This is a genomic window from bacterium (assembly GCA_035530055.1).
Classification (GTDB): Bacteria; UBA6262; WVXT01; order WVXT01; family WVXT01; genus WVXT01.
Genome location: DATKVN010000068.1, coordinates 1 through 13,686 on the forward strand (window position 1 = coordinate 1; position 13,686 = coordinate 13,686).

Below are 13,686 nucleotides of genomic sequence, written 5' to 3' on the forward strand. Positions count from 1 at the left end.
ATATTGTCATTGGTTTAGCCGTTACTGTTTTAATTGTTGCCATTGCTATAAGGATATATGAAAAATATGGAACTTTCGATATTACCAAAATCAGGAGATTACGAGGATAAACGATGAATCTGGCGTCATTACCTGTTACCCATAATCTATTACCCTTGTTTGTGGCTATTCCGCTGGGTTCTGCTTTTTTGGTTTCCCTTTTAGGAAAAAGGGTAAAAGGATTTTCTGATACTTTTTCCAATGTAGCTACTTTTTCTTTGCTTTCCATATCTTTGCTTTCTCTCCTATTAGTTAAGCATTCTGGAACTGTCGTCTATAAGGTCGGTGGATGGATACCGCCTATTGGAATCTGTATGGTCTTGGATGGTTTGACCAGTTTTATGTTGGTCACAATTAACCTGATTGCATTTTTAGTTACCATTTATTCAATAAGTTATATGGAAAGATATACAGCTAAATGGAAGTTCTATACTCTATTCTTATTGATGCTCGCCGGCATGAATGGAGTAATCGTTACCGGGGATATGTTTAATCTATTTGTTTTTTTAGAAATTGCTTCTATTTCAAGTTATGCCCTGGTTGCTTTCGGAGTAGAGCACGAAGAGTTAGAGGCTTCTTTTAAATATATGGTAATGGGAATTATGGCGTCGCTATTTATTCTGTTAGGGATCGCGTTTCTGTATAGTCTCACATCTACTTTAAATATGGCTGATATAAGCCGCACCTTGGCTAAAATTGGAGATAACCAAACAGTATTTTTTGTGGCAGCTTTATTTCTAATGGGTTTTGGTCTAAAAGCAGCTTTAGTGCCATTTCATGCTTGGTTGCCTGACGCCCATCCTTCAGCACCTGCCCCAATCTCAGCCATGCTTTCCGGGGTACTGATTAAAGCTCTGGGTGTTTATGCATTAGCCAGAATCTTCTTCAATGTTCTGGGAATGACTGCCACTTCTTCTTCAATCTTTATGGTCTTAGGAACTATCTCTATGGTTCTGGGTGGGCTCCTGGCCTTGGGACAGGAAGACATCAAACGACTATTTGCCTATTCCAGTATTAGCCAGATAGGCTATGTGGTCTTTGCCATAGGCATGGGAACTCCCCTGGGAATTCTGGCTGGATTATTTCATCTGTTCAATCATGCGATTTTTAAGTCTTTATTATTCTTAAATTCAGGCTCAATTGAGTATGCTACCGGGACAAGAGATTTGAGGAAAATGGGTGGTTTGACTTCTAAGATGCCAGTTACAGGATACTCTTCTTTAGTTGGCTCAATGTCTATTTCTGGCATACCACCCTTAAGCGGTTTCTGGAGCAAATTACTGATTATTTTAGCCGCGATTGAAGCGAAACATTTTATTTTTGCTTCTATTGCTGTCTTAGTAAGTATATTGACATTAGCATACTATTTAAAAGTACAGAAATTAGCTTTTTTTGGAGAGTTAAGAGATTCATTGAAAGGAATAAAAGAAGTTCCTCTAACAATGAAGTTATCGATGATTGCCTTGTCTATCATTTGTATATTCGGAGGTTTACTTTTAATCCCTGGGGTGCAGAAGAATTTTCTTAATTTAGCAACTGAGGTGCTGGTCAATGGGACGAACTATGCCCAGATTATTTTGGGGAGTATAAAATGAAAAGTAGAATTATTCTATTTTTCCTGGCAATTTTAGTCTGGCTTGGCCTAACCTGGCCACCTGACTGGCAGCATATTTCCATTGGAATTCTGGCAGCAATATTTGTTGCCTTTATGACCGGGGATATGTTTACTAAGCGTCCACATCTTTTTAGACATCCCAAACGATATCTCTGGTTGCTTTATTATTTACCTATTTTTATCTGGGAATGCATAAAAGCAAACTTTGATGTGGCCTATCGGGTGGGCCATCCAGACCTACCGATTAATCCAGGAATAGTCAAAGTAAAAACAAGTCTAAAATCGGACACAGGTCTTACATTCTTGGCTAATTCCATTACGCTTACGCCCGGGACTTTAAGTGTAGATGTGGACCAGGAAGAAGGTTTCCTTTATGTCCACTGGATTAATGTGAAGGATAAAGATATAGAAAAGGCAACAAAATTGATTATAGGTAGATTCGAACCCATTTTAAAGAGAATCTTCGAATAGAATCAACGCTGTAGTAAATGTGGTAGTCGCAGGCTTCAGCCTGCGCATATATTCACGCAACCTAAAGGTTGCGACTACCAGTAGACTAAAATTGCACTGTGAAAAGAGCTGATAAGATGAACAGAAGGTTACGCTGGTTAGCAGGGTTATTAATAATAATTGCATTATTTGTAGGAATTATATTTTATCCTCCTGCTTCAATGCTTGAGTGGCAGTCAATCAGTCTTATGCGCTTTTTCTTTATCCTTTCGCTCTGCTGTGTATTTTGTCTATATCGCATTATGAGGGGTCCCACTCCAGCAGACAGGGTAGTTTCTATTGATATATTGGGAATATTAATTGTTGGTTTTTGCGCTGTGTTGGGTATTTCTACAGGAAGACCATGGTATATTGATATTGGTATTGCCTGGGCTTTGCAGAGTTTCATTGCTACTATAGCCTTGGCTAAATACCTTGAAGGAAAGGGGTTTGAGGAATAATGATAGAAATAATTGGGTACATATTTATCGCCGTTGGGCTTATGTTTGACCTCTTTGGTTGCCTTGGTCTGGTGAGGCTTCCCGACGTGTACAATCGCCTTCAGGCTTCTACCAAGTGCGTAACGTTGGGAACCTGCAGTATTCTATTTGGGCTATTTCTATTCAAGGGATTTACTGCCAGTGGAATTAAAGCGTTACTATGTATTGTCTTTTTAATATTAACTGCTCCCGTATCTGCCCATGCTATTGCTCGAGGAGCCCATATTTCCGGAGTAAAACTCTGGGATAAATCAGTTTGCGATAAATACGAAGAAGATAAAAAAGAAATGTAGGGTTATTATGAAGTATCCTAAATTAAGGGAATTAAGAGAAGCAATTAAAGCAGTTATAAAGGGTCCTTATACTACGAAGTTTCCTTACGAACCTCACGTGCCTCCTGAGAAGTTTAGGGGCAAGCCCGAATTTTATGAGAAAGATTGCGTGGGCTGTTCTGCCTGTGCCGAAGTCTGTCCGGCAACAGCAATCGAGGTCAAAGATGACACTAGAGCAAAACCACCCATGCGCAGACTGGTTTTGCATTTCGACATCTGTATTTTCTGCGGGCAGTGCCAGGCGAATTGCATTACGGAAAAGGGAGTCAAGCTTACTGGAGAATACGATTTGGCTTTATTTAATAGGAATGAGGCTATAGTTAAAGTAGAAAAGGAATTGTTAGTTTGTGAAGAGTGTGGCAAAGTGATCGGAGCTAAAGACCACCTTTACTTTTTGGCGAGTAAGCTCGGACCATTAGCATATGGTAATATGCCTTTACTACTCACCGTATCCGGAGAATTGGAGTTGGTAAAAACCCCACCAACAATAGGTCCTCCTTTGAGGAGGGCACACATCTTTCGCATTCTCTGTCCCAGGTGTCGTAGAGAGGTTCTCCTTGAAGATATCTGGGGCAAAAAGAAACCGGAAAAATAATTGTCTGATAATAAAGAACTGGCAAAACTCAAAAATAGACTCCAGGGTAAAGTACTGATTGTAGGTATCGGGAATCCTTTACGCGGCGATGATGGAGTCGGTCCAGAGATAATAAAGAGATTAAACAACCCTTTACCCCGTCTACTTTTGTTTGATGTCGGTGAAACCCCTGAAAATTATTTAGGAAAGATTGTTAAACAGAAACCAGATACAATGGTTTTGATTGATGCGGTTGATTTCGGTAGTTCCCCGGGAACGATAAAGATTATAGAAAAGGACGATATAAAAGATGAGTCTCTTTCTACGCATAACGCGAGCTTGAACCTGGTAGCAAAATATTTACAGAAAGAGACCTCTGCAGATGTATTTCTTTTGGGCATACAGCCAAAAACTACAGAATTTGGAAGAGAAATTTCCCAGCCGGCAAGAGAAGGCTTGGAAAAGATTGTTAGAATGTTGGAAAGAACTTAAATTTCCGTTTGATACTTCGAGGTCGATATGCATGAATTGGGTATAGCTCAGGATTTATTCCACATAGTAGAGGATAAAGCAAAAGAGAACAATCTAAAAGCAGTCGCTAAGATTGTGGTGGTAGTTGGAGAAGCTTCGGGAATTGAAGAGGATTTTCTGAGGCATAACTTGATGGATCACCTTATGCCAGGTAGTATTGCAGAGAAAGCAGAATTAGAAATAACAACAGAGCCATTACAGGCAAGATGCCTGGCTTGCGGAATAGAGACAGATTCCCGGCAAAGTTCCTCTTTAGAATGTCCTAACTGCGGGGATAACAATTTAGAAGTTACTCAAGGAAAAAGTGTTTATTTACAAAGTATCGAAGGCGAGTAAAAAAGGGGACAGGCTACTTTTCTGAAAAAAATACTTGACATAAGTAGATAAATTGTGCTACACTTCTAAAAAAGGTAACACAAAGGATGCCGACATGGCAGATTTAGTTCGTTTTGGTGTATCACTGGAGAAAGAACTATTAACTAAATTTGATAAACATATCAAAAATAATAATTATCCCACTCGCTCTAAGGCGATTGGAGACTTAATTAGAGAAAATCTAATTAAGAAGGAATGGATAGAAGGTAAAGAGGTTGTGGGAGCGATTACTTTAGTATATAACCACCACAAAAGAGAATTAGTAAATAGATTAACCGGTGTCCAGCACGATTTTCACCAGGTTATCATTTCATCTCAACATATTCACCTGGATGAAGACAATTGTGTGGAGATAGTGGTAGTGAAAGGTAAGCCCAAGGAAGTCGAGAAATTGGCTTATAAACTGAAGTCAACAAAAGGTGTTAAACACGGCTCTTTGACTATGGCCACAACCGGCAAGGAAATAGCATAACAGTATTATTTTTTTCGCTATTCGTAACACGATTTTAGAAAATATATTATCCTAATAATAAAATGGCATCGGAACCCACGAAAATTATAACATATTCGTGGGCTAAAGACAAACCACGAACGGAGGTAAGAATTTATGCACATACCGGATGGGTTTTTGAATGCCGAGACATGGGTAACCATGGATGTAGTGGCTGGTTTAGGTGTAGCTTATGCTATTAAGAAGACGAAAACGAGTCTTGGTGAACGACAGATTCCTTTAATGGGGGTAATGGCTGCTTTCATTTTTGCAGCTCAAATGTTGAATTTTCCAGTTGCAGGAGGAACCAGCGGGCATTTCATAGGAGGAGTCATGGCAGCAGTGCTACTTGGACCGTGGGCAGCTACATTAGTAATGAGCACAATATTTATTGTGCAGTGTCTACTCTTCCAGGATGGTGGTTTGACAGCTTTGGGGGCAAATATCTTCAATATGGGAATCATAGGCACTGTGTTGGGATACTACATCTACCGAGGAATCGGGATTTTTTTCGGTAGTAAGAAAGGATTATTCTGGGGAGTGGGAATTGCCAGTTGGCTGGCAGTAGTCCTGGCAGCTACATTCTGTTCAATAGAACTGGCGTTCTCGGGCACTGTTCCTCTAAGAGTAGCCCTGCCGGCAATGGCTGGTGTACACGCTTTCATCGGCATAGGGGAAGCCATTATAACTGTGGGAGTAATAAGACTCATTTTAAAGGCACGTCCTGACCTGTTGCAAAGGTACGCGTGAAATTGGAAACAAATATTTCAGGAGGGATGTAAATGGAGAAATGGATTATTATACTTCTGGGAGTTGCTGTTTTAGCAGCAGTTTTCCTTTCACCATTTGCTTCTACTAAACCGGATGGATTGGAAAGAGTTGCTGAAGATAAAGGGTTCCTGGGAAGAGGGGAGGGGCCACAAGTGGTTAACTCTCCTATTCCGGACTATGCTGTACCAGGGATTAAGAATGAGAAGTTAGCGACAGCAATTGCAGGTTTTGTAGGAGTGATTATCGTCGCCGCACTTGGCTTCGGTTTAGGAGCTATTTTGAAGAGAAAAGAGAAAGTCCAATGAAGAATCTAATTCTTTATCTTTTCATTATATTCTTTATACCTTCTTTGGTTTATAGTGCAAGACCACTTTCTGTTGACGATGCTGGCACGGTAGATTCAGGTATTTACGAGACAGAAGCAGGTATCGGTTATTCTCAGGATAAAGAAGAGAATGGGGAGACTGAGATTTCCCTCTCAATTAAGCAGGGCTTAACTGAACGAATGGACCTGGGAGTTTCACTTCCCTATGTAATGACCAGTCCTAAAGATGGAAATGGGGAAAGCGGGATGGGAGATGCAGAATTGATTGCTAAGTTTAATCTGGTGAAAGAGGGAGATAAAACTCCAGGATTCAGTGTGACTTTGGGAATAATTATGGATACAGGAGAAAAAAATAAAGGCATCGGTTCGGGAGAGATAGATTATAATTTTAACAGTATCCTGAGCAAGGAATTGCAATTTATTACCTTGAATGGAAACTTAGGATATACTGCAAAAGCAAAGACTGCCTCCTTTGGCATTGCTCTGGAGTATCCTGCAGATGAAAGGCTTAATTTGGTTGCCGAACTTACAGGAGAGAACAAATCAGATTCACCCATAGAATGCATAATCGGAACCAACTTCTCCGCCAGAGAAAATTTAATTCTCGATTTTGGAATTGGGACAGGACTCAATGATTACAGTTCCCGGCTAAATGTAACCGGAGGTTTAACTCTTAGTTTCTGAAGAGGCAAAAATGAAACATGCATTTCTGGACAAGTATAGTGACCTGGGAAGCATAATTCATCGGCTTGACCCGAGGATCAAAGTAATATTCTTTTTTATTCTCATTCTCGTGATTGTTTCCACTCCTCCTCAACAACTGGCCAAATTTTCGGGATATTTCTTAATGCTTCTCATTTTACTCTTGCTCTCTCGTATTCCTTTCTTCTATGTTTTTGCAAGGTCACTGGTCATTATTCCTTTCGTTCTTCTCATAGCCATTTTTATTCCCTTCTTTAAGGGCGGCGAGGTCGCGGGCTCATATAATTTTTTAACTTTACATTTGACCATATCTCATAAGGGCATATTGATTTTTCAGAATATTTTGATTAAGTCGTGGCTTTCAGTTTTAAGCCTGACCATTTTGACCTCAACTACCAAATTTTCTTCTCTGTTAAAAGCGCTGGAGATTCTCAAAGCTCCACGGGTTTTAATTTTGATTGCCTCATTTTTCTATCGGTATATATTCCTTCTGGTTGACCAAATTATGAAGATAAAAAATGCCAGAGACTCAAGAAGTTTCAAGAAGAACCCGCTTTACAGGTTCAAGGTTCTTGGTTATATGATTGGAGAATTATTTATTAGAACCTACGAGCGGGCGGAAAGGATTTATCTGGCGATGGTTTCCCGGGGGTTCAGCGGTACTATTCATACTCTGGAAAGTTTCAAAATAAATAGATTTGACTTATGCTTTTTAGGTAGCTTGGTAACAATTCTTTTCTTGATTAGATTGTGGAGGTAAAAATGGATAAAGTCGTAGAAATTAAGAATCTCTCCTATACTTATCCAGATGGAACTCCTGCCCTGGACGGGGTAACTTTGGATGTCATGGAGGGAGAATCTGTGGGTATCATAGGTCCTAACGGAGCAGGGAAATCGACATTGCTTCTGCATTTGAATGGAATTTTGCAAAGCAAGAACGGGGCGATAAAAGTCTTAGGCATGCCCCTTATAAATAGGAATCTACGCAAGATAAGGAGCAAAGCTTGCCTTGTATTTCAAGACCCTGAAGACCAGCTTTTTATGCCTACTGTCTTTGATGATGTTGCTTTTGGGTTAATCAATCTGGGCTACGATGGGGGAGCGGTGAAGGAGAAGGTGGAAGATATATTGGAAAGAGTAGATTTATCAGGACGTGAGAATCGGTCCTCCCACCACCTGAGTTTTGGAGAGAAAAAATTGGTTTCCCTGGCTACAGTTCTGGTGATGGAACCGGAAATTCTACTTTTAGACGAGCCCACCAGTAACCTCGATCGCAAGGAAAAAAGAGAAATAATAAAATTCTTACAAAAGATAGATAAGACAAAAATTATCGTGAGTCACGACCTGGAAATGATTAAACAGCTCTGCCAGAGGGTGGCGGTGATAAATAGAGGAAAGGTTGTTTTTGCTGGAGATAAAGAAATCCTCAAGGACGATAGCAGATTGAAAAGTTTTGGACTATAACAAAATTATAGAATTTACCCGTCAACAATTCTTTCTTCTCTTCGCAGGAAAACCTCTTTTTTCTCTTTGTCCAATCGTTAACCGAGTATTCAAGGAATAAATTATGGAAATGAGAGCAAAAATAACAGTTAAGGGCATTGTTCAAGGAGTCGGTTTTCGTCCCTTTATTCACCGATTAGCCGAAGAGTTCGGACTTAGAGGCTGGGTGAAAAATACCCCAGCTGGGGTGGTTATGGAAGTGGAAGGTGGGAGGAGAAATGTAAGGGAATTTTACGATGAGATTACTTTACGGAAACTTCCTCCAGCTCAGATAAAAGAGAAGAAGATAGTCTATCAGGCTCCTCGCGGCTCTCGGTCTTTCACTATCAGGGAAAGCACTTCCCGTCAAAAAAAGGAAGTACTCATTTCCCCAGATATAGCCTTTTGCCAGGAGTGTCTTAAAGAATTGAAAGACAGTTCTGACCGCCGGCATCAGTATCCTTTCATCAATTGTACCAATTGTGGACCAAGATTTACTATAATCAAAGATTTGCCTTATGACCGTCCTCTTACTACGATGAAAAAATTCCACATGTGCCCTATATGTCAGAATGAGTATGAGGATATATCCCGGAGACGGTACCATGCCCAGCCCAATGCCTGTCCCCAGTGCGGCCCAGAGATAGGACTTATAAAAAGCAAAAAACCTGGAAGGAAGTCAATTGGCTCTGAATATTACCTTAAAGGTCTGGAGGCACTTGAGGCTACTATTGAACTTCTAAAAAAAGGGAAGATTGTGGCAATCAAAGGACTGGGCGGGTTCCATTTGGCCTGCGACGCTACAAATGGTTTTGCCGTAGAGAGACTTCGCCAAAGGAAAGTACGCCCATATAAGCCTTTTGCTATTATGGTTCCAGATATAGAGACGGCGAAGAAATACTGTTTAGTCTCTCAACAAGAGGAGGAGTTACTTTCCGATTGGCAGAAACCCGTTATCCTTCTTAAAAAGAGAGAAGACTCAAAAATCTCTGATTTAGTGGCTCCCAATAACAACTGTCTGGGAGTGATGTTTCCTTATACTCCATTACATTATCTATTGTTTCGTAGCGTTTCTTCTTCTCCTTCCGCTCTGGTGATGACCAGCGCCAATCTCTCAGACCAGCCAATCGAAATTAGTAACCAGGAGGCAATAAATAACCTTTCCCATATTGCAGACTACTTCCTTCTCCATAATCGGGATATCTATAATAGATGTGATGATTCGATTGTGAAAGTATTCTCAGGGGATCCTGTTGTTATCCGTAGAGCCAGGGGCTATGTTCCTTCTCCGGTCGAATTAGACTATAAAGTAGAATCTATACTGGCATGTGGTGCTGAATTAAAAAATACCTTCTGTTTGACCAAAGAGAACTATGCATTTATTAGTCAGTACATAGGGGATCTAAAAGATTATAAAACTCTACAGTACTATGAACAGATGGTCGGGCGGTTTGAGAAACTGTTTGGCATCAGTCCAAAAATAATTGCCCATGATTTCCATCCAGATTATCTTTCTACCCAATACGCCCTGGACATTACCCGTGGAAAGCCTAAAATTATGCGCATTCCAGTTCAGCACCACCACGCGCACATTGTCAGCTGTTTAGTAGAAAACAAGGTGAAAGGAAAAGTTATCGGTGTGGCCTTTGATGGAATTGGCTATGGTCCAGATGGAAATATCTGGGGAGGAGAGTTTTTAGTTGCCGATTGCAGGGATTTCCGGAGAATTGGTCAATTGAAGTATCTTCCCATGCCTGGGGGAGACAGGGCGGTTGATGAGCCCTGGAGAATGGCCGTAAGCCTTCTGGTGGAGGCTTTTGGTAACAGAATTCCCCGTATAGATTTTACAGATAGGTGGAAAAAGAAAATACCAATCATTCTGGGAATGATAGAAAAGAGAGTAAATTCTCCTTTGACTTCAAGTATGGGGAGATTTTTTGATGGGGTTTCTTCTATTCTGGGGATATGTGATGCTAATACTTATGAAGGCCAGGCGGCGCTGGAACTGGAAAGTGTGGCTCAAGACCTATGTAGTTCTTCTGAGAATTTGCTAACTCAAAAGTATAGATATGAAATAAAAGAGGAGAAAGGAACATTCATCGTTGAGCCGGCGTGGATTGTGAGAGGGATTGTTGAAGATTTGCAAAAGAGGGTTCCTGCATCAGTTATCACATATAAATTCCACAATTCGATTGCCGATATAATAAAGGAAGTTAGCTTAAAAATCAAGGAAAGGACAGGCATTGGTAGAGTGGCCCTCTCGGGCGGTGTCTTTCAGAATAGATTACTTTTAGACCTTGCTCTCAGGAAATTGACAGAGCAAGGATTCATATGTTATTATCAGAAGAAAGTACCTCCTAACGACGGAGGAATTTCTCTGGGTCAGGCAATAATAGCTAACGAAATAATTAAAAAACAAATGTAGAAAAGTCTGGAGTCCTCCCGAAAGGGAGGATGGAGTGTCAAGCGAAAGCTTGACCCAGTGAAACTTTCGTTTCACACTCCAGAATTTAATCACCTTGCACCTTGCTTTCGCAAGGACTCCATATCACAAACTATCTTTTAATTGTGAGGAGTAGTGGAACAAGGATTTGAAAAATGTGTCTGGCTATTCCGGCAAAGATATTAAAAATAGAAGATAATTTAGCTCAGGTAGATATGGCAGGAGTGAAGAGACAAGCCGATATACGCATGGTAAGTAATGTGAGAGTCGGAGAATACATTTTAATCCATGCTGGATTTGCTATTGAAAAGATTGGAGAGAAAGAAGCAGAGGAAACTCTACAGCTCTTAAGGGAGATAATATGAAGTTTGTTGATGAGTTTAGAGACAGAGCTATAGCAGAAAGGATAGTTAAAAAGATAAAAAGATTCGACTCCTTAAAAGTCAACCTTATGGAAGTCTGTGGTACCCATACAATGGTGATATTCAAGCAGGGACTGAAAGGAATACTTCCCAAGAATGTAAATCTCCTGTCAGGTCCTGGCTGTCCGGTTTGTGTAACCTCTCAAGAAGACATTGATAAGATAATTGAGTTAGCCAAGGATGAAAATGTGATAATTGCTACCTTTGGCGATATGATAAGAGTTCCCGGAACCAATTCCAGCCTGGAGAAAGAGAGAGGGAATGGCGCTGACGTAAGGATTATTTACAGTCCCAGCGAAGCTTTAAGGATTGCCAGGGAGAATCCTGTCAGGAGAGTTGTCTTTTTGGCTATTGGTTTTGAGACTACCTCGCCCCTTATTGCTGCTTCTCTCCTCGATGTCCAAAAAGAGAAAATTGACAACTTTTATATCTTTTCTAATCACAAGCTCATCCCTCCAGCGATGGAAGCGCTATTGGAGTCAAAAGAGGTAAGGATAGATGGTTTTATCTGCCCCGGGCATGTGAGCGTTACCATAGGGAGTAATGCCTACAAATTTATAGCCCAGAAGTATAACGTTCCCTGCGTGATTGGCGGTTTTGAACCCCTGGACGTTTTGCAAACTATTTATATGTTACTGAAGCAGATTAAAGAAAAGAGAGCCGAAGTAGAAATTGAATATTTTCGCGCCGTTCATCCACAAGGGAACAGGATTGCCCAGGAGCTAATAGATGAAGTGTTTGAGGTAAGTGATGTTATGTGGCGGGGACTGGGGACTATTCCTAAAAGCGGTCTCAGGCTTAAAAGGAAATTTTCTGACTTCGATGCGGAGAAAGAGTTCCAACCAAAAACAAGGAAGAGTAAAGAAAATCCAGATTGTGCCTGTGGAGAGGTGCTCAGGGGAGTAAAGAAGCCAACACAGTGCAAATTGTATAGGAGAATCTGTACTCCCGAAGAACCTTACGGACCCTGCATGGTCTCTTCCGAAGGCACATGTGCAGCCTATTACAAATATGGTTGAAAAATTTAAAGATGATGCAAAGAAGATTTTACTGGCGCATGGGAGTGGTGGGAAGCTTACCCATCAACTAATTAAAAGCTTTGTGAAGAAATTCAGAAATCTGCCTCTGGCGAGGCTGGACGATAGTGCTGTATTGAAGTTCAAGGGCAAACTTGCATTTACTACAGATTCCTACGTGGTGGACCCCATATATTTTCCCGGTGGAGATATAGGCAAATTGGCGGTCAATGGCACTGTTAATGACCTGGCTATGGTAGGGGCAAGACCTCTATATTTGAGTGCAGCAACAATTATTGAAGAGGGATTTTCCCTCGTTGAGTTGGAAAGGATTGTCGATTCAATGAACAGGGCTGCCAGAGCGGCTGGTGTAAAAATAGTGGCTGGTGATACTAAGGTTGTGGGAAGGGGTAGTGCTGACAAGATATTTATAAACACTTCAGGTATAGGGTTGATAGATTCAGGGATTGACATCTCCTCGAAAAATGCACGGATTGGCGACAGGATAATCTTGAGTGGCACAATTGGCGACCATGGAATTGCTATTTTGAGTGCCAGGGAAAGGTTCGATTTCCAAACAAAAGTAAAGAGCGATTCTCAGCCATTGAATGGGATTGTCTGGGAAATCCTGAAAGTAAGCAAGAAAGTTCACGCTCTACGCGACCCTACAAGGGGCGGATTGGCCACATCTCTGAATGAGATAGCTGAACAGTCGGGGGTAGGGATAGAGATTGAAGAGGAGAAGATTCCTGTGAAGGAAGAGGTTAAGGGCGTCTGTGAAATGTTAGGTTTCGACCCCCTATATATTGCCAATGAAGGGAAACTGGTGGCTTTCGTTCCTGAAAGGGATTGCGCAAAAGTTTTAAATGTTATTAGAAAGAATAGATACGGAAAAGATGCTCAAATAATTGGAACTGTGGTTTCCAGGCACAAAGGGAGAGTTTTAGTAAAGACGAGCGTGGGAGGAGAAAGGGTCTTGGATATGCTTACAGGCGAGCAGTTGCCACGAATCTGCTAAAATTTTTCCATTGCATCTGAGGCAGAATGGATGGTGTTTATGTTCTTTTGATCTGGGTTAAAAGAAAAAGAAAAATTCGAATAGGTAAATTGAGGCCTCTTGAATTTGCAAGAGGCCTCTATTTTTATGTGGGTAGAGCATTGAATGGTCTGGAGAAAAGAATCAAGAGGCATCTTGAGGAAAGGCAAGAGAAATTTCTGGCATATCGATGATAGTATAAAATTTAATGGTGGGCAATTGTTTGGAGTGTCCCGACTTGTCGGGACTCGTAAAGTAATGTCATGCCGAACTTGTTTCGGCATCTCCTGACAGGGCATGATACGAGAGCAAAAAAAGACCCCCAAAGTTCTCAACACTAACCATATTGATTATTTACTTGATTACTCTAATATTTTGGGTATAATATAAATATATGTGTTGACATCATATGACTATAGAGCAAGAGCCATCTATTCTTTAGAGTGATTTAAAAGCAAGGGGGTAGATGAATGGAACTGGTAATTCCTGTTATGACTTTGCAGGATGCCCGGGCAGCAGTTGAAGGCGGGGCTAGACTGATAAG

Annotated in this window: 19 protein-coding genes; all 19 read left to right on the forward strand. The window is 40.9% G+C overall.

Annotated features, from left to right (window positions below):
• Positions 1-110: NADH-quinone oxidoreductase subunit K (locus tag VMW39_05315; GenBank protein HUW23430.1), on the forward strand; the 110-nt coding region annotated here is incomplete at its 5' end.
• 3 nt (positions 111-113) lie between these two features.
• Positions 114-1,634 (forward strand): proton-conducting transporter membrane subunit, encoded by a 1,521-nt coding sequence (locus tag VMW39_05320; protein HUW23431.1) that lies wholly within the window; start codon positions 114-116, stop codon positions 1,632-1,634.
• Positions 1,631-2,125, forward strand: coding sequence for a Na+/H+ antiporter subunit E (locus VMW39_05325; GenBank protein ID HUW23432.1), 495 nt, complete (start codon positions 1,631-1,633; stop codon positions 2,123-2,125). Before VMW39_05320 ends, VMW39_05325 begins: the two co-directional genes overlap by 4 nt.
• Before the next feature lie 98 nt (positions 2,126-2,223).
• Positions 2,224-2,604 carry a cation:proton antiporter gene (locus VMW39_05330; GenBank protein ID HUW23433.1) on the forward strand — a complete coding sequence of 127 codons (381 nt, stop codon included), beginning with the start codon at positions 2,224-2,226 and terminating at the stop codon, positions 2,602-2,604.
• Positions 2,604-2,936 (forward strand): monovalent cation/H(+) antiporter subunit G, encoded by a 333-nt coding sequence (mnhG, locus tag VMW39_05335; protein ID HUW23434.1) that lies wholly within the window; start codon positions 2,604-2,606, stop codon positions 2,934-2,936. Before VMW39_05330 ends, mnhG begins: the two co-directional genes overlap by 1 nt.
• A gap of 7 nt (positions 2,937-2,943) precedes the next feature.
• On the forward strand, positions 2,944-3,570 hold the full coding sequence (locus VMW39_05340; protein ID HUW23435.1) for a 4Fe-4S dicluster domain-containing protein: 627 nt from the start codon (positions 2,944-2,946) through the stop codon (positions 3,568-3,570).
• On the forward strand, positions 3,571-4,041 hold the full coding sequence (gene hycI, locus VMW39_05345) for a hydrogenase maturation peptidase HycI (protein ID HUW23436.1): 471 nt from the start codon (positions 3,571-3,573) through the stop codon (positions 4,039-4,041). It begins immediately after the preceding gene.
• A gap of 27 nt (positions 4,042-4,068) precedes the next feature.
• A complete protein-coding gene (locus VMW39_05350; protein ID HUW23437.1) occupies positions 4,069-4,416 on the forward strand; it encodes a hydrogenase maturation nickel metallochaperone HypA in 348 nt (115 codons plus the stop codon).
• 94 nt (positions 4,417-4,510) lie between these two features.
• On the forward strand, positions 4,511-4,927 hold the full coding sequence (nikR, locus tag VMW39_05355; protein HUW23438.1) for a nickel-responsive transcriptional regulator NikR: 417 nt from the start codon (positions 4,511-4,513) through the stop codon (positions 4,925-4,927).
• 135 nt (positions 4,928-5,062) lie between these two features.
• Entirely contained in the window at positions 5,063-5,695 is a 633-nt protein-coding gene (locus VMW39_05360) for an energy-coupling factor ABC transporter permease (GenBank protein HUW23439.1), read from the forward strand.
• A 32-nt stretch (positions 5,696-5,727) separates the two neighbouring features.
• The gene (locus VMW39_05365; protein ID HUW23440.1) at positions 5,728-6,021 is read left to right on the forward strand and encodes a PDGLE domain-containing protein; all 294 of its coding nucleotides are present in this window, start codon (positions 5,728-5,730) and stop codon (positions 6,019-6,021) included.
• Positions 6,018-6,725, forward strand: a complete 708-nt coding sequence (locus tag VMW39_05370; protein ID HUW23441.1) for a transporter — start codon at positions 6,018-6,020, stop codon at positions 6,723-6,725. The genes VMW39_05365 and VMW39_05370 overlap by 4 nt, the downstream gene beginning before the upstream one ends.
• A 10-nt stretch (positions 6,726-6,735) precedes the next feature.
• On the forward strand, positions 6,736-7,503 hold the full coding sequence (gene cbiQ, locus VMW39_05375) for a cobalt ECF transporter T component CbiQ (GenBank protein ID HUW23442.1): 768 nt from the start codon (positions 6,736-6,738) through the stop codon (positions 7,501-7,503).
• A 2-nt stretch (positions 7,504-7,505) separates the two neighbouring features.
• Positions 7,506-8,207: an ABC transporter ATP-binding protein gene (locus VMW39_05380; GenBank protein ID HUW23443.1), complete on the forward strand. Its 702-nt coding sequence runs from the start codon at positions 7,506-7,508 to the stop codon at positions 8,205-8,207.
• Between the two features lie 103 nt (positions 8,208-8,310).
• Positions 8,311-10,650 carry a carbamoyltransferase HypF gene (gene hypF / locus VMW39_05385; protein HUW23444.1) on the forward strand — a complete coding sequence of 780 codons (2,340 nt, stop codon included), beginning with the start codon at positions 8,311-8,313 and terminating at the stop codon, positions 10,648-10,650.
• Between the two features lie 173 nt (positions 10,651-10,823).
• On the forward strand, positions 10,824-11,033 hold the full coding sequence (locus tag VMW39_05390; protein ID HUW23445.1) for a HypC/HybG/HupF family hydrogenase formation chaperone: 210 nt from the start codon (positions 10,824-10,826) through the stop codon (positions 11,031-11,033).
• On the forward strand, positions 11,030-12,109 hold the full coding sequence (hypD, locus tag VMW39_05395; protein ID HUW23446.1) for a hydrogenase formation protein HypD: 1,080 nt from the start codon (positions 11,030-11,032) through the stop codon (positions 12,107-12,109). Before VMW39_05390 ends, hypD begins: the two co-directional genes overlap by 4 nt.
• The gene (hypE, locus tag VMW39_05400) at positions 12,102-13,124 is read left to right on the forward strand and encodes a hydrogenase expression/formation protein HypE (protein ID HUW23447.1); all 1,023 of its coding nucleotides are present in this window, start codon (positions 12,102-12,104) and stop codon (positions 13,122-13,124) included. The genes hypD and hypE overlap by 8 nt, the downstream gene beginning before the upstream one ends.
• 26 nt (positions 13,125-13,150) lie before the next feature.
• On the forward strand, positions 13,151-13,336 hold the full coding sequence (locus tag VMW39_05405) for a DUF123 domain-containing protein (GenBank protein ID HUW23448.1): 186 nt from the start codon (positions 13,151-13,153) through the stop codon (positions 13,334-13,336).
• Positions 13,337-13,686: the final 350 nt, after the last annotated feature.

Excerpts from the sequence above, each read along its gene's own strand:
- hypD (HUW23446.1), top strand. The coding sequence starts at position 11,030 with ATGAAGTTTGTTGATGAGTTTAGAGACAGAGCTATAGCAGAAAGGATA.
- hypF (HUW23444.1), top strand. The coding sequence starts at position 8,311 with ATGGAAATGAGAGCAAAAATAACAGTTAAGGGCATTGTTCAAGGAGTC.
- VMW39_05390 (HUW23445.1), top strand. The coding sequence starts at position 10,824 with ATGTGTCTGGCTATTCCGGCAAAGATATTAAAAATAGAAGATAATTTA.
- VMW39_05365 (HUW23440.1), top strand. The coding sequence starts at position 5,728 with ATGGAGAAATGGATTATTATACTTCTGGGAGTTGCTGTTTTAGCAGCA.
- VMW39_05405 (HUW23448.1), top strand. The coding sequence starts at position 13,151 with ATGGATGGTGTTTATGTTCTTTTGATCTGGGTTAAAAGAAAAAGAAAA.
- VMW39_05325 (HUW23432.1), top strand. The coding sequence starts at position 1,631 with ATGAAAAGTAGAATTATTCTATTTTTCCTGGCAATTTTAGTCTGGCTT.
- VMW39_05360 (HUW23439.1), top strand. The coding sequence starts at position 5,063 with ATGCACATACCGGATGGGTTTTTGAATGCCGAGACATGGGTAACCATG.
- VMW39_05320 (HUW23431.1), top strand. The coding sequence starts at position 114 with ATGAATCTGGCGTCATTACCTGTTACCCATAATCTATTACCCTTGTTT.
- VMW39_05350 (HUW23437.1), top strand. The coding sequence starts at position 4,069 with ATGCATGAATTGGGTATAGCTCAGGATTTATTCCACATAGTAGAGGAT.
- VMW39_05380 (HUW23443.1), top strand. The coding sequence starts at position 7,506 with ATGGATAAAGTCGTAGAAATTAAGAATCTCTCCTATACTTATCCAGAT.
- nikR (HUW23438.1), top strand. The coding sequence starts at position 4,511 with ATGGCAGATTTAGTTCGTTTTGGTGTATCACTGGAGAAAGAACTATTA.
- cbiQ (HUW23442.1), top strand. The coding sequence starts at position 6,736 with ATGAAACATGCATTTCTGGACAAGTATAGTGACCTGGGAAGCATAATT.
- hypE (HUW23447.1), top strand. The coding sequence starts at position 12,102 with ATGGTTGAAAAATTTAAAGATGATGCAAAGAAGATTTTACTGGCGCAT.
- mnhG (HUW23434.1), top strand. The coding sequence starts at position 2,604 with ATGATAGAAATAATTGGGTACATATTTATCGCCGTTGGGCTTATGTTT.
- VMW39_05340 (HUW23435.1), top strand. The coding sequence starts at position 2,944 with ATGAAGTATCCTAAATTAAGGGAATTAAGAGAAGCAATTAAAGCAGTT.
- VMW39_05370 (HUW23441.1), top strand. The coding sequence starts at position 6,018 with ATGAAGAATCTAATTCTTTATCTTTTCATTATATTCTTTATACCTTCT.